This window comes from Streptosporangium sp. G12 (assembly GCF_052983175.1).
Genome location: NZ_JBRIQO010000026.1, coordinates 1 through 21106, shown reverse-complemented (window position 1 = coordinate 21106; position 21106 = coordinate 1). Strand labels below are relative to the sequence as shown.

General features: G+C 69.7%; 22 protein-coding genes and 1 pseudogene. 11 read left to right on the top strand and 12 right to left on the bottom strand.

Annotated elements, in window-relative coordinates:
• Nucleotides 1–86: 86 nt before the first annotated feature.
• The 4 genes and pseudogenes from ACVCAG_RS34045 to ACVCAG_RS34030 form a co-directional block, all read right to left on the bottom strand.
• Entirely contained in the window at nucleotides 87–2153 is a 2067-nt protein-coding gene (locus ACVCAG_RS34045) for an NADH-quinone oxidoreductase subunit L (RefSeq protein WP_440082586.1), read from the bottom strand.
• Nucleotides 2154–2356: 203 nt separating this feature from the next.
• Nucleotides 2357–2674: pseudogene (gene nuoK, locus ACVCAG_RS34040) on the bottom strand (NADH-quinone oxidoreductase subunit NuoK); the annotation flags it as partial.
• A gap of 1 nt (nucleotide 2675) precedes the next feature.
• Nucleotides 2676–3212 (bottom strand): NADH-quinone oxidoreductase subunit J, encoded by a 537-nt coding sequence (locus ACVCAG_RS34035; protein ID WP_440068117.1) that lies wholly within the window; start codon nucleotides 3210–3212, stop codon nucleotides 2676–2678.
• Nucleotides 3209–4183, bottom strand: a complete 975-nt coding sequence (locus tag ACVCAG_RS34030) for a 4Fe-4S binding protein (RefSeq protein ID WP_440082898.1) — start codon at nucleotides 4181–4183, stop codon at nucleotides 3209–3211. Before ACVCAG_RS34030 ends, ACVCAG_RS34035 begins: the two co-directional genes overlap by 4 nt.
• 360 nt (nucleotides 4184–4543) lie before the next feature.
• Here ACVCAG_RS34030 and ACVCAG_RS34025 point away from each other — a divergent pair, with 360 nt between their 5' ends.
• Nucleotides 4544–6040, top strand: a complete 1497-nt coding sequence (locus ACVCAG_RS34025; protein ID WP_440082585.1) for a protein kinase domain-containing protein — start codon at nucleotides 4544–4546, stop codon at nucleotides 6038–6040.
• A 92-nt stretch (nucleotides 6041–6132) separates the two neighbouring features.
• Here the strand turns inward: ACVCAG_RS34025 and ACVCAG_RS34020 are convergent, their stop codons facing one another.
• The 5 genes from ACVCAG_RS34020 to ACVCAG_RS34000 all read right to left on the bottom strand — a co-directional run bounded on the left by ACVCAG_RS34020 (nucleotide 6133) and on the right by ACVCAG_RS34000 (nucleotide 9833).
• Complete coding sequence (locus tag ACVCAG_RS34020; protein WP_440082584.1) at nucleotides 6133–7071, bottom strand: hypothetical protein; 939 nt, start codon at nucleotides 7069–7071, stop codon at nucleotides 6133–6135.
• Between the two features lie 108 nt (nucleotides 7072–7179).
• Nucleotides 7180–8133 (bottom strand): NADH-quinone oxidoreductase subunit NuoH, encoded by a 954-nt coding sequence (gene nuoH, locus ACVCAG_RS34015; RefSeq protein WP_440082897.1) that lies wholly within the window; start codon nucleotides 8131–8133, stop codon nucleotides 7180–7182.
• 102 nt (nucleotides 8134–8235) lie between these two features.
• Nucleotides 8236–8781: an NADH-quinone oxidoreductase subunit C gene (locus tag ACVCAG_RS34010; protein ID WP_440082583.1), complete on the bottom strand. Its 546-nt coding sequence runs from the start codon at nucleotides 8779–8781 to the stop codon at nucleotides 8236–8238.
• An 85-nt stretch (nucleotides 8782–8866) separates the two neighbouring features.
• Nucleotides 8867–9307: an NADH-quinone oxidoreductase subunit B gene (locus ACVCAG_RS34005; protein WP_246474028.1), complete on the bottom strand. Its 441-nt coding sequence runs from the start codon at nucleotides 9305–9307 to the stop codon at nucleotides 8867–8869.
• A gap of 154 nt (nucleotides 9308–9461) precedes the next feature.
• Nucleotides 9462–9833, bottom strand: a complete 372-nt coding sequence (locus tag ACVCAG_RS34000) for an NADH-quinone oxidoreductase subunit A (protein ID WP_440082582.1) — start codon at nucleotides 9831–9833, stop codon at nucleotides 9462–9464.
• Between the two features lie 318 nt (nucleotides 9834–10151).
• Between ACVCAG_RS34000 and ACVCAG_RS33995 the strand changes: the two genes are divergently transcribed.
• From ACVCAG_RS33995 to ACVCAG_RS33975, 5 genes are all read left to right on the top strand, one after another.
• Nucleotides 10152–11588, top strand: a complete 1437-nt coding sequence (locus ACVCAG_RS33995; RefSeq protein WP_440082896.1) for a polysaccharide deacetylase family protein — start codon at nucleotides 10152–10154, stop codon at nucleotides 11586–11588.
• 69 nt (nucleotides 11589–11657) lie between these two features.
• Nucleotides 11658–11747, top strand: coding sequence for a putative leader peptide (locus tag ACVCAG_RS33990; RefSeq protein ID WP_362698292.1), 90 nt, complete (start codon nucleotides 11658–11660; stop codon nucleotides 11745–11747).
• Nucleotides 11748–11961: 214 nt separating this feature from the next.
• Entirely contained in the window at nucleotides 11962–13815 is a 1854-nt protein-coding gene (locus ACVCAG_RS33985) for a 2-oxoacid:acceptor oxidoreductase subunit alpha (protein ID WP_440082581.1), read from the top strand.
• Between the two features lie 16 nt (nucleotides 13816–13831).
• Nucleotides 13832–14878, top strand: a complete 1047-nt coding sequence (locus tag ACVCAG_RS33980) for a 2-oxoacid:ferredoxin oxidoreductase subunit beta (RefSeq protein ID WP_447191100.1) — start codon at nucleotides 13832–13834, stop codon at nucleotides 14876–14878.
• 97 nt (nucleotides 14879–14975) lie between these two features.
• Nucleotides 14976–15902 carry an NAD-dependent epimerase/dehydratase family protein gene (locus ACVCAG_RS33975; RefSeq protein ID WP_440082579.1) on the top strand — a complete coding sequence of 309 codons (927 nt, stop codon included), beginning with the start codon at nucleotides 14976–14978 and terminating at the stop codon, nucleotides 15900–15902.
• Nucleotides 15903–15973: 71 nt separating this feature from the next.
• Here the strand turns inward: ACVCAG_RS33975 and ACVCAG_RS33970 are convergent, their stop codons facing one another.
• Nucleotides 15974–16348, bottom strand: a complete 375-nt coding sequence (locus ACVCAG_RS33970) for a nuclear transport factor 2 family protein (protein ID WP_440082578.1) — start codon at nucleotides 16346–16348, stop codon at nucleotides 15974–15976.
• 69 nt (nucleotides 16349–16417) lie between these two features.
• Here ACVCAG_RS33970 and ACVCAG_RS33965 point away from each other — a divergent pair, with 69 nt between their 5' ends.
• A complete protein-coding gene (locus ACVCAG_RS33965; RefSeq protein WP_440082577.1) occupies nucleotides 16418–17014 on the top strand; it encodes a TetR family transcriptional regulator in 597 nt (198 codons plus the stop codon).
• A 378-nt stretch (nucleotides 17015–17392) separates the two neighbouring features.
• On the opposite strand, the gene ACVCAG_RS33960 is transcribed toward ACVCAG_RS33965, so the two are convergent.
• Both ACVCAG_RS33960 and ACVCAG_RS33955 read right to left on the bottom strand, forming a co-directional pair.
• A complete protein-coding gene (locus tag ACVCAG_RS33960) occupies nucleotides 17393–17605 on the bottom strand; it encodes a DUF397 domain-containing protein (protein WP_362849784.1) in 213 nt (70 codons plus the stop codon).
• Complete coding sequence (locus ACVCAG_RS33955) at nucleotides 17596–18417, bottom strand: Scr1 family TA system antitoxin-like transcriptional regulator (protein WP_440082576.1); 822 nt, start codon at nucleotides 18415–18417, stop codon at nucleotides 17596–17598. Before ACVCAG_RS33955 ends, ACVCAG_RS33960 begins: the two co-directional genes overlap by 10 nt.
• Before the next feature lie 425 nt (nucleotides 18418–18842).
• Here ACVCAG_RS33955 and ACVCAG_RS33950 point away from each other — a divergent pair, with 425 nt between their 5' ends.
• From ACVCAG_RS33950 to ACVCAG_RS33935, 4 genes are all read left to right on the top strand, one after another.
• Nucleotides 18843–19298 (top strand): hypothetical protein, encoded by a 456-nt coding sequence (locus ACVCAG_RS33950; RefSeq protein WP_440082575.1) that lies wholly within the window; start codon nucleotides 18843–18845, stop codon nucleotides 19296–19298.
• Nucleotides 19295–20026, top strand: a complete 732-nt coding sequence (locus ACVCAG_RS33945; protein WP_440082574.1) for an ATP-binding protein — start codon at nucleotides 19295–19297, stop codon at nucleotides 20024–20026. The genes ACVCAG_RS33950 and ACVCAG_RS33945 overlap by 4 nt, the downstream gene beginning before the upstream one ends.
• A 19-nt stretch (nucleotides 20027–20045) precedes the next feature.
• A complete protein-coding gene (locus ACVCAG_RS33940) occupies nucleotides 20046–20168 on the top strand; it encodes a hypothetical protein (protein ID WP_440082573.1) in 123 nt (40 codons plus the stop codon).
• A gap of 258 nt (nucleotides 20169–20426) precedes the next feature.
• The coding region (locus ACVCAG_RS33935; protein ID WP_440082572.1) for a non-reducing end alpha-L-arabinofuranosidase family hydrolase at nucleotides 20427–21106 on the top strand (680 nt) is incomplete at its 3' end.

Below are 21106 nucleotides of genomic sequence, written 5' to 3'. Positions count from 1 at the left end.
GCGGAGAGGAGGTCAACGGCGCGTCACCGCCAGACGGATGAGGAGCAGCACGACGAGGGCCACGACGCCCCAGAACAACAGAGAGATCACCTGAAGATCACCGCCCCGGCCGCGATCAGGAGGACTCCGGCCAGCAGGCCGGTGATGTAGAGCTGGGCGTTGCCGTTCTGCGCCAGGCGGACCAGCCCGGCCAGGCCCAAGGTCGCCCGGCCCGAGCCGCGCACGGCACCGTCCACCACGCGACCGTCGGCGCGGACGACAAGACTCGCCAGGAGCAGCACGGGTCGGACGAACAGACCGTTATAGACGGAGTCGACGTGGAAGGCCTGCTCGCAGGGGGCCCGGAAGGGGCCGAGCAGGCGAGCCGGGTCGGCCAGGGGGTCGGAGCGCCACACGGCGTAGACCGCTCCCGCCCCCAGCAGCGCCACCGCGAGGCTGAGGGCGGCGGCGTCCCAGTGAACGTCGCCGACACGGGCGAAGCCGAGGAGCAGGGCCGGAACGGCCAGGACGAGAATGGGCCAGCGCATGGTGGCCGGAACCTCGTGAACGGCGGTGTGAGCGGAGGCGTGGACGGCGGTGTGAACGGCGTGCGGCGCGCCGGATGCGGGCGCGGACTGGGGCTGAGGCTGGGGCTGGGGCTGGGGGGCACGCTGCCCGAAGAAGGTTCGCAGCCACGCGCGGGTGGCGTAGGCGCCGGTCACCGCGACCGTGGCGAGGGCGCAGCCGTAGAGCAGCAGGGCCGCGGCGCCTGTCAGCGGCCCGGAGGACAGGGAGTGCTCGATGGCCACCAGCACCTCGTCCTTGCTGAAGAAGCCGCTGGCCGGGGGCAGACCCATGAGCGCGGCGAAGCCGATCGTCATCGCGGCGAAGGTGACGGGAAGCCCCCTCCTGAGGCCCCCCATCGTGCTCATCAGGTTGGAGCCGACCGCGTGGATCACCGCTCCGGCGCAGAGGAAGAGGAGCGCCTTGAAAGCGCCGTGGGTGATCAGGTGGAAGATCGCGGCGCTCCGGGACCCGGCGGCCAGGGCGCCGGCCATGTAGGCGAGCTGGCTGATCGTGGAGTAGGCGAGGACGCGTTTGAGGTCGTCCTGGGCCAGGGCGGCGAGGGCCGCGCCGAGCATGCCGATGGCGGCCAGGACCGCGAGGACGTCCAGGGTGGGGCGGGCGCCGAGGAAGGCCGGGTAGAGCCGGGCGACGACGAAGATGCCCGCGGCGACCATGGTGGCCGCGTGGATGAGGGCGCTGATCGGTGTCGGTCCGGCCATCGCGTCGGGAAGCCAGACGTGCAACGGCACCTGGGCGCTCTTCCCCGCCACCCCGGCCAGCAGCAGCATGGTCGCGGCGATGAGCGTGCCGGAGGACATCTCGGGGACTCCGGCGATGACGTCGGCGATCCTGAAGCTTCCCGCCGCCGTCCCGAGGACGAAGATGCCGAACAGGAATCCGACGTCGCCGATCCGGGTGACGAGGAACGCCTTGATCGCCGCTCGCGAGTTGGCCCTGTCTTCCCACCAGTGCCCGACCAGCAGGTAGGAGCACAGGCCCATGATCTCCCAGCCCACGTAGAGGACCATGAGGTCCGCCGCGTAGACGACCAGCAGCATGGCGCTGGTGAACAGGCTGATGAAGGAGCTGTAGGACGGGTAGCGCCGGTCACCGCGCATGTAACCGACGGAGTAGATCTGCACCGCCAGCGCGACCGCGGCGACCAGCACGGCGATCGACGCGGCGAGGCCGTCGACCAGCAGCCCGACCGAGATCGGCACCGAACCCGTCTCGATGACGGTGAACGCCGCGGTGACACCGTCGATCGCTCCCTGGCCTCCCGGCCCGGCCGGGGCGGACGGCTCGGCTCCGCCCCCGCCGGTGGTGGCCCAGGTGGCGTAGGCCAGCCAGATCGCCAGGGCCGCGGAGACGGCGGTGGGCACCACGGCGATCCAGGCGGCCCGGTGGTTGGCGGCGGTGTCGGCGTTGACCTTGAAGGCGCCACTCCTGGGAGCGTCGGCCTTGGGGGCGTCGGCCTTGAGGATGCCGCCTTCGCCGGTCTCCGGGGGCGTCACGCTGTGGGGGCGCCGGGGGAAACGGGAGCCGAGAAGGCCGGTGACCGCCGCGAGGAAGGGCAGCAGGATCACGAGCGAGGCGATAGTGATCATGGCGCGTCACCCGGCCCGGTGTCCGCCTCGGATCCGGTCCCGGACCGGGACCGCCGCGTGTCGGTCCCGATCTGGGGGTGTGTCTGTGTCCGGGACCGGCCCCGGGACCCGGCCGGAGGCTGCTCCACGAGTGAGGAGTCCGAGCCGGTGTTGCCGGGACCGGTGTCGCCGGGACCGGTGTCGCCGGGACCGGCGTCGGCGAGGTCGGTGTCCGTGGGGTCGGACAGGGAGCGGAGGCGGTCGAGGTCGACGGTCTGGCGGTTGCGGTAGAGCGCGAGGATGATCGCGAGACCGAGGCCGACCTCGGCGGCGGCGATCACGATGACGAACAGTGTGAGGACCTGCCCGCCGTGCAGCCGGTCGCGCAACCACACGTCGAAGGCGACCAGATTGAGGTTGACGGCGTTGAGCATGAGCTCGACGGACATCAGCACGAGGATCGTGTTGCGGCGGGCGAGCACCCCGTACACGCCGATGGAGAACAGCAGTGCCGAGACGACCGCGGGATAGACGACGTGCACGTCAGTCCCTCCCGCGGATGTCCGTGCGGGACAGGACGATGGCGCCGATCAGAGCCGCCAGCAACAGGACCGAGAGCGCCTCGAACGGGAGCACCCAGTTACGGAAGATGCTGGAACCGAGCTCGCCGGCCGATCCGCCGCCGGGCTCAAGCGGGACGTAGGCCATGCGGAAGCCGTCGACGACGACGGTGACCAGCACGGCCGCGGTGGCGATCGCCACGATCGCCGCGGTCGGACGGTTCGGACTGTCGAGGTCGGCGCTCCTGCCGATCGGGGCGCGGGTGAGCATGATGCCGAACAGGAGCAGGACCACGATCGCGCCGACGTAGATCAGCACCTGGACCCAGGCGACGAACTCGGCGGTGAGCACCAGGTAGCACCCGGCCAGCGCGCCGAAGCAGACGACCAGCCACAGGGCCGCGTGGACGAGCTGCCTGGTGGTCACGACGAGCAGCGCCGACCCGACGGCCACCGCGCCCAGCAGAAGGAAGACGATCTCCTGCCCGGTCGGCGACAGGTAGGACGGCACCTCGGTCACCTCTCCTCCTCGGGCTCTCCACTCGGATCCGTGGAAGGAGTCTGCTCCGGTGTGGCCGCCGCCGGAGGTGCTTCACCCCCGCCTGTGGATAACTTCTCGACGGATGGCCCACCTGTGGACGGATCGTTTTTCTTCGGAAGGGCACCCGGTGGCCGGATGGCCCGGACGCTCGCGTGCCCCGCCGAGGTGCCCGGTCTGGACGACCTGTCCGGGGATGGGCCGCGCCGCGCGGGCGGCGCGTCGGGGGTGCCGGGAGCGGGTGAGGCGGGTGGCGAGGACGGGGAACCGGACGGCGAGGACCCGGACGACGAAGGCCCTGACGGCGAGGACGGGGCATCGGGTACGGAGGTGCCGGAACCGGGCGCGGGCGCTCCAGGGCCCGGCTGGAGACCCGGTTCTGAGCGGGAATCGGCGGGGGAGGCCGGGGCTCCGGACGGTGAAGCCGACGCGCCGGGCGCGGAGGCCGCAGGACCAGAACCGGCCGCGGGACCAGAACCGGCGGTAGGGCCCGAACCGGCTGCGGGACCGGGGCCGGCGGCGATACCAGGACCGCCTGCGGGACCAGGACCGGCGGTGGGGCCGGTCCTGGTTCCGGCAGCGGGAGCGGGCTCGGAGGGAGCCGGGCGAGGACGGACCGGACGGGAGGTGGCCGCCAGTTCCTTGGGCGGATCGGCGTTGGGCTCGTGGGCCGGAGGCGGCGGTACGGTCTGGGCCCAGGCGGCCAGCTTGTCCTTCTCATGAAGAAGGTTACGGATGTCGCCTTCGGCGTACTCGAACTCCGGGGACCAGAACAGCGCGTCGAAGGGGCAGACCTCGATGCAGATCCCGCAGTACATGCACAGGGAGAAGTCGATCGCGAAGCGGTCGAGCATGTTGCGGGCCCGGGGACGGCCGCCTTCCGGGGCGGGGAGGGTCTCCTTGTGGGAGTCGATGTAGATGCACCAGTCGGGGCACTCGCGGGCACAGAGCATGCACACCGTGCAGTTCTCCTCGACCAGCGCGATCACCCCCCTGCTCCTCGGGGGCAACTCCGGCCGGACTTCGGGATACTGCTGGGTCACCGACCTGCTCAGCATGTGGCGAAGGGTGACGGAGAGTCCCTTCGCCAGTCCCACTCCTGGTATCCGTGCCACAACTCAACATCATGGCGCACAGCGGGGCGCTCGGGAATGCGTGGGCCCCGGAGACCGTCGCGGTGAGAGGTATCAGCCGGGGAACCGGGTTATCCACAGAAGTTATCCACAGACTGTGTGTTCGATAACCGCTCCCCACCCACAGGCTCGCCAGCGAAGCGACTGCGGACCTTCTGAAAAAATCGTATTGTTCGCCACATGTCCCACCAGTACGGGCCGGCTTGGCAGTCGCAACCACCGGCGCGATCCAACACGGCGTGGAGCGTCGTGTGGGCGCTGGTACCCCTGCTGACCTGCGGTATCGGGACACCGTTCGTGATCGGCCACGCCGCGCGCCGGCTGCGGAGCCCGTTGCTGGCCGTCGCCGCCGTCTTCTACGGGCTCGGCATCGGCATCTTCATGGTCGCCGCGGCGATCTACGGAAGTTCCGACGACATCCCGGTCGTACTCGACACCATCGGGACGATCGGCCTGTTCGGCAGCTGGATCGGCGGGCTGGGCCACGCGCTGATCCTCAGGGCATCGGTTTTCCGGCGGTGGCCGTCCCGGGAATTCCATCCGGGACCGCCTCAGGGGTACGGCCACGTGCAGGGCCCGCCCCGGGTGCCGTCGTACCAGACGGGTCCCACCGCGACCTCGGTCGTGCACCCGGCCGCGCAACGGCCGCAGCCACACCACCAGGAGCCTCCGTACCACGGCGGGTACCAGCGGCCGCCACAGCCCCGCCATGACGACCGGCCGCCGCAGCACTCGCCCCAGTACACCCAGGGCCACTTCGCGCAGGGCCGGCCCACCCACACTTCGCAGGGTCCCCACGCCCCCTTCCCGCAGGGCCGGCCCACCCACGCTTCACAGGATCCCCACGCCCCTTTCGCGCAGGGCCGGCCCGCCCACACCTCGCAGAGCCGGAACGCCCCCGCCCCGCAGGGCTGGCTCGGGCCGTACCGGCTGATCGGCAGCCTGGGTAAGGGCGGCCAGGGAACGGTTCACCTCGCGCTCAACCCGCAGGGTCAGAAGGTCGCGATCAAGGTGCTGCACGAGCACTTCAACGGCAACCAGGTGGTCAGGGAGCGGTTCCTGCGGGAGGTCGAGGCGACCCGCAGGGTGGCGACGTTCTCCACGGCACGGGTGCTCGACGTGAACATCAACGAGGACCAGGCGTACGTCGTCAGCGAGTACGTGGAGGGCGACTCCCTGGAGCAGCTGGTCCGCGACAAGGGCCCGCGCGACGGGGACGGCCTGACCAGGCTGGCCCTGGCCACGGCGGGCGCGCTGGCCGCGATCCACCGGGCCGGCGTGGTACACCGGGATTTCAAACCGGCCAACGTGCTGATCGGCGCCGACGGCCCTCGCGTGATCGACTTCGGCATCGCCCGAGCCCTCGACCAGGTCACCGCGACATCGGGCAACATCATGGGCACCCCCGCCTACATGTCGCCCGAGCAGCTCTCCGGCGGGGCGATCGGCCCGGAGACCGACGTGTTCAGCTGGGCCGCGACCATGATCTTCGCCGCCTCGGGGAAGGTCGCCTTCGGGGAGGACACCATCCCCGCGATCCTGAACCGGGTGATCAACCACCAGCCGGACCTGGCGGTCCTGCCCCGGTCACTGCGCCCGCTGGCCGCCGCCTGCCTGGACAAGCAGCCGGGCAACCGGCCCACGGCCGCCGACATCATGCTGCGAATCGTGCAGTAGGGAACCAGGACCACCGGCGCTCGCGCGAAAAACCGACGCGAAAAACCAGCGTCAACAGGCCACCCGGAGGAGACGTGGCGGCCGAAGCCCGGCTAGGGAACCGCGTCCTTCGCCCGCGCCGTCAGCTCCAGGTACTCGTCACGGGTCAGCGCGCGGACCTCGAGCTCCAGGCCGTTCCCTGTGGCGAAGCGCTCGACGTCCTCGGCGTCCCACTGTCCCGGCAGGTGGAACAGCTCCCCGCCCACCATCAGGCCGGTCACCCCGGAATCCACCGAGTACAGCAGCAGCTCGGACGCGTCCAGCTCGCGGGTCCTGCGCGCGGTCTCCAGCAGCAGGCGACCGTGGACGACCACCAGGCGGCAGTGCGGCTGGCCCTCGCGCCTGAGCACGCGTCCCTCGGCGGTCTGGTTGCGGGACCTGCGGCGGCCGACCCCGACCACGACGACGGCCCCGGCGACCGTCAGCGCGGCCAGCACCAGGGCGGCGATCCCGAGCGGGCCCATCCCCCGGGTGACGTCGGCGCGGGTCTCGGTCAGGTTGAGGAGCACGAGCGCCACGAAGACCGCCCCGTAGGCGAGCACCGCCCACATGAGCACGTACAGCAGTTGCTCGCGCCACCACACCTTCGGCGAGCTCAGAGGCGGTCTGAGGCTTCTCGCGCCGGGCACGCGCAGGCGCGGCAGGGGCGCGGGCGCCCGCCGCCAGGTCACCGCGCACCACCTCGGCGACCTCCGGGCGAGGGCGACCCTGGCCCGCTGCGGCGTGTCGAACGCCCGGAACTCGAACTCCAGCCCGTTGTCCGCGGCGAACGCCTTCACCGCCCTCTTCGACCGGGACCCCGGAGCCTCCAGCATGACCAGGCCGGACTCGTCGAGCACCGCCAGGCCGTATCTCGTCCTCCCCCTGCCGGGATAACCGAAGATCAGCAGCGTGCTCGCCCGGCCCTCCCCGGCGAGCGGCAGCCGCACCGCCGGATGTTCCGGCACATCGACGACCAGTTCATCCTTTTCCACGGCAAGCGCGAGGGTCATGCGTTCCGTCCTTGGCAGGTGGTGTCACAGAGTGTATTTACTCCCTGCCCTGCGTGGGCACTTCGAACGTCAGATCGTTCGGTACGACGGTACGCGGAATGGAGGGGATCATCCCACGGCGACCCTGACGATTCCCGTCAGCGCCAGCTGGACCAGGGCCAGCGGTACCAGGCCGACCCAGGCGAGCCGCTGCAGCTGGTCCTCGCGCAGGCGGGGATAGCTCACCCGGATCCAGATGATCACGAAGACCAGCAGGAAGACCTTGAGGAGCATCCACACCGGCCCCGGCAGGAACGGGCCGTGCCAGCCACCGAGGAAGAGCACGCTGGTGAGCGCGGAGACCACGATGATCCCGGCGTACTCGGCCAGCATGAACAGGGCGAACCTCATGCCGGTGTACTCGGTCATCGGACCCATGATGATCTCGGAGTCGGCGATCGGCATGTCGAACGGCGGGCGGCGGAGTTCGGCGAGCCCGGCGACGAAGAAGACCACGCCGCCGATCGCCTGCCAGGGCAGCCACCACCACTGCCAGGCCTGCACGATGCCCGGCAGGGAGAGCGTGCCCGCCGCCATCGCGACGCTGGAGGCCGCGAGGACCAGCGGCAGCTCGTACGACATGAGCTGGGCGGCCGAGCGCATTCCGCCCAGGACGGAGTACTTGTTGCCCGAGGACCACCCGGCCATGATCGAGCCGAGCACGCCGACCCCCATCACGGCGAGGACGAAGAACAGTCCGGCGTCCAGGTCGACCCCGACCAGCCCGGGTCCGACCGGGATGACGACCATCACCAGGAGGTAGGGGACCAGCGCCACGCCGGGGGCCAGGCTGAAGACCCGGCGGTCGGCGGCGGTCGGGATCACCTGCTCCTTTTGCATGAACTTGACCCCGTCGGCGATCAACTGGGCCCAGCCGTGGAAGCCCCCGGCGTACATGGGACCGAGGCGCGACTGCATGTGCGCCATGACCTTGTGCTCCATCTGCCCGGCGACCAGCGGCAGCACCAGGAAGATCGCGACGATCACGACAAGCCGTACCGCGACGTCGAGCACCTCGGCGATCACGGGCACCTCCGGTCTTTCGGGGGAAACCCCCGGCCATAACCGACATCGCGGGCATCACAGACATCGCGGGCATCGCGGCGGGACAGCCGCCGGGGAGTCTCAGGTGCCACGTTCGTGCCCCCAGTCGGCGGGCACCCCCGGCGGGAGCGTCTTGCGGCGGCTCGGCGAGCCGTGGCCGGACTCTCCGGGCTCCTTGGCCCCCGGCCAGGCCTTGGCGACCCGGGCGGCGAGCACGAAGTCCTTGCGCAGCGGGAATCCCTCGAAACCCTCGGGGAGCAGCAGCGGCACCAGGTTCGGGTGGCCCTCGAAGACGACGCCGAACATCTCGAAGGTCTCGCGCTCGTGCCAGTCGGCTCCGCGGAAGACACCGACCGCGCTGGGCAGCCGGGGGTCGGCGCGCGGGACCCGGGTGCGCAGCAGCAGGTGGGCGTGCGAGACGGGGGCGAAGAGGTGGGCGACGACCGCGAACGCCTCCGGCGGCTCGTCCACCGCGGTCAGCCAGTCGAAGAACTCGTAGCCCCCGGCCCTGGCGGACTCCAGCAGGCCGACCCAGCCGCCGGGATCCACGTCGACCGTGGTCTGGCCGAAGGACTCCGACACCCGGGCGCCCTCGCCGTACGCGAAACCGGGCGCGGAATCGGGCACGGAACCAGGCACGGAACCAGGCGCGGAACCGTTTCCGGGGCCGAGCTCGGGTTCGGGCGCGGAACCGGACGCGGGTTCGGGTAGGTCAGGCATAGCGGTCACCCAGGTTCTCCGCGGCGATCTTCTCCTGGAGCATCATGATGCCGTGGAGCAGCGCCTCGGGGCGAGGGGGGCAGCCGGGGACGTAGACGTCGACCGGGATGATCTGGTCGACGCCCTTGGTCACGCAGTAGGAGTCCCAGTACGGACCACCGGAATTGGAACAGGCGCCGAAGGAGATCACGTACTTCGGGTCGGGCATCTGCTCGTAGAGCCGCTTGACCGCGGGCGCCATCTTGTCGGTCACCGTGCCTGAGACGATCATCAGATCCGCCTGCCGGGGACCGTTGGCGAACGGGATGACCCCGAACCTTATGAAGTCGTGCCTGCTCATCGAGGTCGCGATGAACTCGATCGCGCAGCAGGCCAGACCGAAGTTGAACGCCCACAGCGAGTAACGGCGCCCCCAGTTCAGAATGAAGCGCATGGGTTTGGGGGCCAGACGCGAGACTGGCCCCACGGTGGGCATCGGGAGATCCGCCATGGCACGCATTCTCCTTCAGAGTCGGTGCTCGCGCTCGCCCGGCCCTTCGAGCTCCCGGATCCGGCCTGTCGAGTTCCCAGGCCGGGCTTTCGAGCTCTCAGGTCCAGGTGAGCGCGCGCTTGCGCCAGGCATAGATGATGCCGAGCGCGATGAAGCCGAGGAAGACGAACATCTCGACCAGGGTGGTCGTCCCGAAGCCCGGCGCGGCGAAGACCGTCGCCCAGGGGAACAGGAAGACCGCGTCCACCGCGAAGACCACGTACAGGTAGGTGAACACGTAGTAGCGGATCTGGGACTGGGCCCAGCCGTCACCGACCGGGTCGACGCCGCACTCGTAGGTGAGCAGTTTCTCCGGGGTGGGGCGACTGGGCCGGAGCCCCCGGTTGACGAGCAGTGCTCCGGCGACGATGAGCAGGCCGATCGCGAACAGCGCGAGGACCACCACATAAGAGCCGAAATATCCGCTCATGGTCTCTCCTTCTTGGGGCCGCCGCCCGAACGTTCCGGGACGCCGCACGACCTTCCGGGACGCCGCCCAACGCTCCGGACGCCGCACAAGCCACACAACGCTCGGGGACGTCGCACAACGCTCCGGGACCTGCCGTACGGGGCTTTCCGCCCTACCTATAGCAGTATCCGCGCTTCCCGTCACGCGGGGAAACCGGCGGGCGCGAAACGCTAAAGCCTCTGTCCATTTAACATCAAGGCAGAGTAAATGCCCCATAAACCCCTATAGCGTTAGTTTATGTTTAAACTGCGATTCGGCGGAGGAATCGCGTTGACGGCCGTGATGCTGGCCGGTTGCGGTGTGGCCACCGCCTCCCCCCATGGGGATTCCCCGATCCCCTCGGAGCCAACGCTGATCAATTACGTCGACCCCTCCATGGTCCAGGGCCTGAGCACGAGAAGCCTGAACGCGGGAGAGACCAAGGGCCGGCGCGTGCACGCCACCTACCCGGCCGTCGCCGACGCCCCCCGGCTCACCCAGAAGCTCCTCAAGACGGTGACCAGGAGTCTCAACCGGTTCACCTGGCACGACCTCCCCGCCGACGCCCTGCCCAACCCCGAGTTCAACGTGGACTGGCAGCTCGCCGCCGCGTCCCCCGAGGTCCTGGGGGTGCGGCTGCGCATCGGCCAGTCCACGGGCTCAGGCTGGAGCGAGTCGCGGACCACCGTCTGGTACGACCGGGCGAGCCGGCGCGCCCTGGACTCCCCCGGCCTGCTCAGGGACGTCTCGGCGCTGACCACGCTGGCCGGCATCGTCAGGAGCGAACTGGCGCTGCGGGGGCCGCTGGTGAACCCCAACGCGCTCAGACCGGAACCCTCGATGTTCGACTCCATCGGTTTCAACCCGCGCGGCGACCTCGTCGTGGAGTTCGACGACAAGCAGGTGGGCCTGGGCGTCGCCGGCCGGGTGGCGGTCGCCGTGCCGTCCGCGACCGCGGCGCCGCTGCTGTCGGCGACCGGGCTGCGGGCGCAGCGGGCCTCCGTGAGGACCGCGACCCTCACCTCGCAGAAGGACATGCTCGCGGCGAGCATGGACAGGCCCGCGGCGCGCAGTTCCATGGCGGGCACCGTGGACTGCGCGAAGGCCAGGTGCGTGGCGCTGACCTACGAGGACGGTCCGGGCCCCGAGACCGGGCGGCTGCTCGACATCCTCGGCGCGTACAAGGCGAGGGCGACCTTCTTCAGCCTCGGTTCCAACGCCTCCGCGCGTCCCGAGTTGCTGCGGCGGATGCGTGACGAGGGGCACCTGGTGGCCAACCACACCTGGTCCCACCGCGACCTCAGCGCGCTGCCCCCCGCCGTGCTCGCCGACCAGCTCACCCGCGCGCAGCACGCGATCATCCAGGCGATGGGCCAGGTGCCCACGCTGATGCGCCCGCCGTACGGCGTGACCGACGAGCAGGTGGCCTCCGTCTCGCGCCGGTTGGGCATGTCCGTGGTGCGCTGGAGCGTCGACGCCGAGGACAGGAACGACTCCGACCCCCGCGCGATCGCCCGCCGGACCATCGCCCGGGTCAAGCCCGGATCGATCGTCCTCATGCGCGACTTCCACCACGCCACCGTCGACGCGGCCCCCGCGATCTTGCGCGAGCTCACCGCAAAGGGTTATACCTTTGTCACTGTTCCGGAGCTGTACGGCCCGCGCGCGATGGAGCCGGGCCGGACCTACGACTCCGGGGCCATGCCCACCGTGCTGGAAAAGCAATCCCTGTCATAGCCGGAGGCTATGGGGTCATAGCCAGAGGCGATGAGAGCGCCTTCGCGACGGGACATATAGTTGGGCATCGTGATCCCAACTGTCCTCTTCGGCCGCCTGCACGTTGACCTGTGTCGGCTCGCGGCCGGGCTGTGTCGGGCCGACCGTCTGCGATCGTGACTTCCCCGTAGGCCGTACGACGGCCGCGACGCGCGATGTCCGCGCCCAGCTTCGACTCAGTTTCGACTCAGCGGCCGTCAAGGATATGCGACAAAGGTCACTTTCCTTCGCCGAGTGGAACGCGAAAAGACTACGCGTGACCCCGAGGATCTAGCATGGAAAAAAGAATGTGCCACGAGCAACGGCGCCCTGTCGCGTCGAGGAGGACTGAGCTGTGACCAAGCAGGTTCAGCAACTCGACCGCGTGATCATCCGGTTCGCCGGCGACTCCGGCGACGGCATGCAGCTGACCGGTGACCGCTTCACCGCCGGAACCGCGGAGTTCGGCAACGACCTGTCGACGCTTCCCAACTTCCCGGCGGAGATCCGCGCCCCCGCAGGCACCCTGCCGGGCGTGTCGAGCTTCCAGCTGCACTTCGCCGACCACGACATCCTCACGCCGGGAGACGCTCCCAACGTCCTGGTCGCGATGAACCCCGCCGCGCTGAAGGCCAACCTCTCCGACCTGCCGCGCGGTGCCGACCTCATCGTCAACACCGACGAGTTCACCAAGCGCAACCTGCAGAAGGTCGGCTACGACGGCAGCCCCCTCGACGACGACTCGCTCGCCGAGTGGCGGGTCCACGCGGTTCCGCTGACCTCGCTGACGGTCAAGGCCCTCGAAGGCTTCGCGCTGTCCAAGAAGGACGCCGAGCGCTCGAAGAACATGTTCGCCCTCGGGCTGCTGAGCTGGCTCTACCACCGGCCCACCGAGGCGACGATCCAGTTCCTCGAGACCAAGTTCGCCAAGAAGCCCGACATCGCCAAGGCCAACATCGCCGCCTTCCAGGCGGGCTGGAACTACGGCGAGACCACCGAGTCCTTCTCGGTCTCGTACGAGATCAAGCCGGCCAAGCTGGCCCCCGGGGTGTACCGCAACATCTCCGGCAACCAGGCGCTCGCCTACGGCCTGATCGCCGCCTCGGTGCAGTCGAGGCTGCCGCTGTTCCTCGGCTCGTACCCGATCACCCCGGCCAGCGACATCCTGCACGAGCTGTCCAGGCACAAGCGGTTCGGCATCCGCACCTTCCAGGCCGAGGACGAGATCGCGGGCGTCGGGGCGGCGCTCGGCGCCGCCTTCGGCGGGGCGCTGGGGGTCACGACGACCTCCGGGCCGGGTGTCGCGCTGAAGGCCGAGACCGTGGGCCTCGCGGTGACCACCGAGCTGCCGCTCATCATCGTCGACGTGCAGCGCGCGGGTCCCAGCACCGGCATGCCGACCAAGACCGAGCAGACCGACCTGCTGATGGCCATGTTCGGCCGCAACGGCGAGTCGCCGCTGCCGATCGTGGCGCCCTCGACCCCCTCCGACTGCTTCGACGCGGCGGTGGAGGCGGCCAGGATCGCGGTGAAGTACCGCACCCCGGTCATGCTGCTCTCCGACGGCTACCTCGCCAACGGCTCCGAGCCGTGGAAGCTGCCCGACGCCGCCGACCTGCCCGACATCTCCACCGAGTTCGCCTCGGGGCCGAACGGCGAGGACAGCACGACCTTCCTGCCGTTCAAGCGCGACCCCGAGACCCTCGCCCGCCCCTGGGCGATCCCCGGCACCGCGGGCCTGGAGCACCGGATCGGCGGCATCGAGAAGGCCGAGAACACCGGCAACATCTCCTACGACCCCAACAACCACGACCGGATGGTCCGGGTCCGGCAGGCCAAGATCGACGGGATCGCTAACGACATCCCGCCGCTGGCCGTGGACGACCCCGACGGCGACGCCCGCGTGCTGGTGCTGGGCTGGGGGTCCACGTACGGGCCGATCGCGGCGGCCGTGCGGCGCATCAGGAGGTCCGGGGGCAAGGTCGCCCAGGCCCACCTGCGGCACGTCAACCCGCTGCCCGTCAACACCGGCGAGGTCCTGCGCGCGTACGACAAGGTCCTCCTGCCGGAGATCAACCTCGGCCAGCTCGCGCTGCTGCTCCGCGCCCGCTTCCTGGTCGACATCATCAGCTACAACCGAGTGCGCGGGCTTCCGTTCAAGGCCGAGGAACTTGCCGGCGTGATCCAGGACGTGATCGACAGTGAGTAGTGCTGAGTTGCCCGCGGTGTCCACCCCCGGGAGGGGCGGGGCGCTTTCGCTGGTCCCGAAGTCCGAGGTCAAGCTCGGGATGAAGGACTTCAAGTCCGACCAGGAGGTCCGCTGGTGCCCCGGGTGCGGTGACTACGCCATCCTGGCCGCGGTCCAGTCGTTCGTGCCGGAGCTCGGGCTCAAGCGCGAGAACATGGTGTTCGTCTCGGGCATCGGATGCTCCTCCCGGTTCCCGTACTACATGGACACCTACGGGTTCCACTCGATCCACGGCCGCGCCCCGGCGATCGCGACCGGCCTCGCCGCCTCGCGTCCCGACCTGTCGGTGTGGGTGATCACCGGTGACGGCGACGCGCTGTCCATCGGCGGCAACCACCTCATCCACGCGCTGCGCCGCAACGTCAACCTGAACATCCTGCTGTTCAACAACAGGATCTACGGTCTGACCAAGGGCCAGTACTCCCCGACCTCCGAGATCGGCAAGATCACGAAGTCGACCCCGATGGGCTCGCTGGACAAGCCGTTCAACCCGATCTCTCTGGCCATCGGGGCCGAGGCCTCCTTCGTGGCCAGGACCATCGACTCCGACCGCAAGCACCTGCAGTCGGTGCTGCGCGAGGCCGCCGAGCACCGGGGCACCTCCCTGGTGGAGATCTACCAGAACTGCAACATCTTCAACGACAACGCCTTCGAGCCGCTGAAGGACCCGGAGCAGCGCGACGACATCACGCTGCGCCTGGAGCACGGTCAGCCCATCGCCTCGGCCTCCAAGGCGGTGCGCAGGGCGGCCGACGGCGGCATCGAGGTCGTCCCGAGGTCGGCGGTGAGCGAGGACGAGATCCTCGTGCACGACGCCCACCGCGCCGACCCGTCGCTGGCCTTCGCGCTCTCCCGGCTGGACGAGCCCTCCTTCGAGCACGTCCCGATCGGCGTCTTCCGCAACGTCGACCGCCCCTCCTACGACGAGCTCATGGCCGAGCAACTCCAGGAGGCCGTCGGCGAGCGGGGGCCGGGCGACCTGAACGACCTGCTCCTCGGCGGGGACACCTGGCGCATCGGCTGATCGGAACGAACGCACGACATCACACGGTAAGGCCCGCTCTTCGGAGCGGGCCTTACCGCTTATCTGCTACAAATCCCCCCGAACCAGGAGAAAGCACATGGCCGACCCGGTAGCGGAAGACCACTGGCGGGCGAGGCCCGTACTGGTGACGGGGGCCGGTGGCTTCATCGGGGCTCACCTGGTGCGGCGGCTGAGCGCGCTCGGCGCGCGGGTGCACGCGGTCAGCCGCCGGTCCAGGGAGAGCTCGGACGGCGAGACGTGGCACGTCGCGGACGTCGCCGACGCGGGCACGGTCGAGTGGCTCGTCGGCTCGACCCGCCCGGCCGTCGTGTTCCACCTGGCCAGCGAGGTCGCCGGGGCGAGGGATCCACGGCTCGTGCTGCCGATGCTGCACAGCAACCTCACCGGCGTGGTCAACCTGCTGACGGCGGTCGCCGGGGCGCCCGAGACGAGGGTGGTGCTGGCGGGCTCCCTGGAGGAGCTCCGGCCCGAGGAGGGCGACCGGGCGCCGTCCTCGCCGTACGCGGCGTCCAAGTGGGCCGCCGACGGCTACGCGCGGATGTTCCACCACCTGTGGGGCGTCCGGGTCAGCAACCTGCGGATCGGCATGGTCTACGGGCCGGGCCGCCAGGACACCCGCAAGCTGGTCCCCTACGTGGCGCTGTCACTGCTGCGCGGGCGGACACCCGAGCTCGGCAGCGGAACGCGCCACCTCGACTGGGTGTACGTCGACGACGTGGTCGACGCCTTCCTCGCGGCGGCCGAGACCCCGGAGGCGGCGGGCCGCGCCTTCGACATCGGCACGGGAACGGGCACCTCCATCCGCGACACCGCGGAACTGCTCTCCGAGATCGTCGGCGGCCGGGCCCGTCCCCGCTACGGCGTCCTCGGTGACCGCCCCCTCGACAGCGCCAGGATCGCCGACCTGACCGCCGCCACCGAGATCCTCCGCTGGCGTCCCACCGTCGGGCTGGAGGAGGGACTGCGCCGGACCGTCGACTGGTTCGCCCGCGAGAACGGCTGAGCCCCGGTCGGGCGGGCGCGAACCTCGCTGAGGTCATCGGTATCGAGGAACCGCTTGACGTACCCGTGGAATCACTCGGACGGGATCGTCCGGGTGGCCTGGATGGCGCGACGCAACCGGCCGTCGGCGGCCAGCTCCCCGAACATGTAGATCTCGGTGGTGATGGTGCCGCCCTTACGCATCTCCGCGATGAGCCGGTACCGGGCGGCAACCTGGTCACCGTCCACCAGCGCCTGCTCCACCTCGACACGGAGCCCGGTGGCCCGTTTGCGGGCCGGACGGATGTGGTCGAGCAACCGCTTCCTGTCCAGCCGCACACCGTCGTTCACCAGCTCGTAGTCCGGCGTGTGGTAGCGGTCCAGCACGGTCGCCGGCTCCTCGTCGCCCAACCCCGCCTCCTGCGGATAGCGGACCAGGTAGCCGGTCAGATCGGTGCGGGGCGTCATGTGATCTCCATGAGTCGACTTATCTTTGACATCGCGTCTACGATAATGCCGGGTGGTAGATTAGACAACGTGTCAGAGGTAACGGGCGGCCGGCGCCGCCGACGACGTTCGGACGCCGAGCGCAGCGCCGCCGCCGTACTCGACGCCGCCGTCCAGGTGCTCGGCCGGCAGCCAGACGCGAAGGTGGAGCAGGTCGCCGCCACAGCCGGCGTCACCCGCCAGACCGTGTACGCCCACTACCCGTCCCGGCCGCTGCTGGTGGCCGCGGTCGTCGACCGCATCACCGCCGAAGCCGTAGCCGCCCTCGACATCGCCGACGTGGACAGCGGCACCGCCGGGGAGGCACTGCTGCGCTGGCTGGACGTCACCTGGCGACTGTTCGAGCGGTACCCGTTGCTCCTGCACCCCTCGGTGACCGCCGCCGACCCGGTGGATTCCGACCGCCGGCATGCCGGGGTCATCGAGCGCCTTGAGAAGCTGATCAGGCGCGGCCAGGCCGCCGGCGAGTTCGACGGCGGCCTCAACCCGGCCTGGCTGGTCTCCGCGACCATCGCACTCGGTCATGCGGCCGGCGGCGAGGTCGCCGCCGGCCGCATGACCACCGCCCAGACGGCGGCAGCGCTCCGCCACAGCATCCTGCGCGTGTACGGCGCCCGCGAATCCTGACCGGCGACGGCCCCCTGGCACTCCCGTGTCCGCTCGATATCGATCGGTGCATCCAGCGCCGGCACACGAATCTCAGCACCGTGACCGAGGGGCCATGGACCGCGGTGGCCGGTGCTCACACCCAGGTCACCTCGGCTGTTCCCGAGGCCCGCGAGAGATAGCCACAGAACCGGCTGGCTTCAGCCAACTCCGCAGAGCCCGGAAAGCCTCGACCAGGTGGCCAAGGGTTGCGGCTGTTTCCTTGACGTGGAGGCTCTCGGCGGGCGGTTGCGCGTGGTGGCCGACTTCGGCGACGTCGAATACACCGTGGCATAGCCCGTACGACGTCAGAAGCCCTCGGCCACCTGGTCGAGGGCTTCCTTGTCTCCGGGAGCGGAGTCAGAAGTCGAACTCGCCCTTCTTGGCGCCGTCGACGAAGGCGTCCCAGACGCTCGCGCTCACCACGAAGGGCGCCTGGTCGGGAGCCTCGGTGTCGCGCAGGCCCACCCGGCCGCCGGACAGCGGGGCGACCTCCAGGCAGTTTCCCTGGTTGGATCCGCTCTTGGTGGCCTTGCGCCAGGCCGCGGTCTTGAGTTCGTCGCTCAGATCCACAGTTTCTCCGCCTTTCTGATCAACTCGACGGACGCGCGCTGGGGCTGCGCCTCCGCGCGCAAGGCGTCGTATCTGGCATGGATGGCTTCCACATCTTCCGGACGACTCGACACATATCCATTGGTTGCGGATTCGATGTACACCATATCCGGGTTTCCCGGAAGCTGAGCGATCACGAAACCGCCGAGGATTCCCGTCGTCACTCCCAGCTCCATGGGAACGATCTGCATGCCGATTCGCGGGGACTCTATCGCCTGCGCGAGGCGTTCGAGTTGTCGGCGCATGACTTTCCTGCCGCCGATCGGACGGCTTAGAACGCCCTCGTCGATCACCGCACGGAACAGAGGCGGGTCGGCGCGATCGAAGATCGCCTGACGCTCCATCCGGGCGGCGACGGCTTTTTCTGTCTGCTCTTCGGTTATGCCGGGCTCTCCACGGATAACCGCCCGCGCGTATTCCTCGATCTGGAGAAGGCCGGGTATGACGAGCGGCTCCCAGGTGTGCAGGGTGTGCGCCACCGGCTCGATGTCGAGCCAGCTTCGGAACCACCAGGGGCTCGCGGCATGGGTGATGTGCGCCCAGAGCTGGACGAGCTCCCCGTCCGCCCCCAGAGCTTCGTCACAGCGTTGTGCCAGGTTGCGGCTGGGTGTGCGCTCGCCCCTCTCGATGAAGCTCAGCAGGCTCCTGCTGAACTGGGTCACCTCGGCCAGCTCATCCTGGGTCATTTTTGCCCTTTTTCGGTATTTACGGAGTTCAGCGCCGAAGAGAGCCAGGTTACTCATTGTCGGGTCGAGCTCGGAGTTCGTGAACATTTCGACTCCATCCAGCGAGGGATTCCACACCGCGGCACAAATGACACAGCTTTTCCACAAACTGTCTCACTGATGTGCCACATGTTTCACTACCCAAAGCAGCTATCCGGGGGCACTCTGTGAAGTGGTCCGGGGCGGCAGAAACGCTACCGGAGTGGCCCTTTCACGCGTATGAGGAGCCCTCTTCTCGGGCCATCGAAAAACACCGTTTATGTCCGGATAAGGGGGTGGAAAGTGTCTGTCGATTCATTGGAGAAGGAGATATCGGTCGTGCTTCACGCCTCTGCCGGACACACACCTGTCACCGCTGAGTAAGTCCTGCAGAGTCGCCTCCTCGCAAGGCGAACCCACCAAACCAAATGGGGCCTGCCACGGCGCGGCACGCCATGACAAGCCCCTCGACCGGACTCTGGAGGTCCGACCTGATGCACAACCCTAGAGGAAACCCCAGGCCGATCCGGGTGCGTTGGCACGCGAACCGGCCGCCGATGCCGCTCGGCTGCCGCTGGTGCGGCCATCCCCCGTACGCCCACGAGGCCGCCAGTCTTCCGCACCGCGCGCACCACCACTGGGAGCAGCCCACCCCCGCCCAGGTCCACGCCCGGATGAGCGTTCGCCGCCGCCTCAACCTCTCCAGCCGCCCGCCCGTCACGACGCCCATCCGCACGATCCCCGGCCCGGCGATCCCCGGCTCCACGGCCCCCGGACCCATGACCCCCACCGCTCTCCCCGCGCGGCTCGCGGAGGTCTCCCCCGGTCGGCACCGGCGGCCGGAGCAGACCGTGGCCACGGCCGCCGTGCCGTACCGGCGCGGACGGCCGCCGAACCCCCGTACCCCCTCCGGCAGGCACACCCCGTACCGGCAGGGAGCGACGGCGTGAACGAACGCGCCTCCCAGCCCCGGCAGGGCGGGCGGCATCGGCGCGGAGCGGCCACCGCGCAGATCGGCCACCGGTCCTGGGACCCCGCCGAACGCTCCGCCGCCGAGCGGCTCGACCAGGTCGAGCCCGCCTGGACCGTCTGGTACGGCCCCGGCACCCGGCGCTTCCACGCCGCCGCCCTGTGGCCCGCTCCCGAACCCCTGATCGTGCGGGCCGGCACCGCCGACGAGTTACGCGACCTGATGCGCGAGGCCGAGCACGGCCCACCGCCCCCCCGAGGAGAGACCATGCCCGAGATCCCGGACACCCCACCGGCCCCGGACGGCTCGCGGACCGTCTGCTGGGACCTGCCGCACGACCTGCCGATCGTCGGCAAGGCCCGCGCCATGGTGCGCGAGATCCTCGTCGCCTGGGAGCTGCACCACCTCGTCGACGACGCCGTCCTGGTGGCCGGCGAGCTGCTCGCCAACGCGATCGTCCACGGCGAGCCCGTGGTCAGGCTTTCCGTGCGGGCCTGCGCGGACGAGCTCCGGCTTCAGGTCACCGACCGGGGAACCGGGCAACCCCGCCTCCTCGCCCTCGACGCCGAGGCCGTCCACGGTCGCGGCCTGGCCATCGTCCGCGCCCTCGCCCACGACCACGGCGTCACTCCCCTCCTCGACCGTCTCGGCAAAACCGTCTGGGCCCGCTGGCGCCTGCCGTCACACGGCGCCTCGCCGACTCCGTGAACCAGGTGTCCGGGACCTGATGACGTACGTTCACGGCCTGCTCGCCGCCGCGTCGAACGGCCGCGCACGGCAGAAGATCATCGCCATCGCTGAACGTTTCATCACGGAGCCGATCCCGCACGGTGCGATCGGACGCCCGTAAGGGCAGATGAAGGCCCGCCGGGGGCGCGAGCGCGGGGAAGAGGGTCAAGGGACGTGCCTTGACGCGGATCGGCCACATCGTATTGGCTCCGCGCACCACCACCATCTCTCGCCAGAGAAATGGAGCAATCCGTCGGCGAACTTAATGTGAGCGCTAACAACGATCTTGGCCTCGCATGAACATCTGGGCGGCATTCCCGGCACGCCACCACCCGCACCAGTCCCCGACAGCGGCTGGACGAAAAGATGAGGAGCACCCATGCGCCTGCCCTGGCGAACGCGGACACCGCGTCCCTCCGCCGTCACATCGACGGCGCCGTCCCAGCCGGCCACACGCCGCGTCTTCACGATCATCGCGATCCCGATCCTGCTGGCGGCGGCCGGGCTGGTGGCCACGCAGCCCGCGCAGGCGGCCGTCGCCTGCCGGGTCGACTACACCGTCACCTCGTCGTGGCCGGGCGGCTTCGGCGCCAGCGTCACCATCAACAACCTGGGTGACGCGGTCAACGGCTGGCGGCTGACCTGGTCCTTCGAGGGCGGCCAGCAGATCACCCAGATGTGGAACGCCACGTCCGCCCAGTCCGGTTCGACGGTGACCGCGACCAACGTCGCCTACAACGTCGCCATCCCGTCGGGGGGCAGCACCGCCTTCGGGTTCAACGGCTCGTACACAGGCAGCAACTCGTCGCCCGCCTCGTTCTCCCTGAACGGCGTGGCCTGCACCGGGAACCCCGGGACCCCCACCCCCACCCCCACGGTCACGCCGACCCCCGACCCGACGCCGACGCCGACCCCGACGCCGACCGGTACCTGCAACCTCCCGTCGACCTACCGGTGGAACTCGACCGGCGTGCTGGCGAATCCGAAGTCGGGCTGGGTCTCGCTCAAGGACTTCACCGTCGCCCCCTACGAGGGCAAGCAGCTCGTCTACGCCACCAC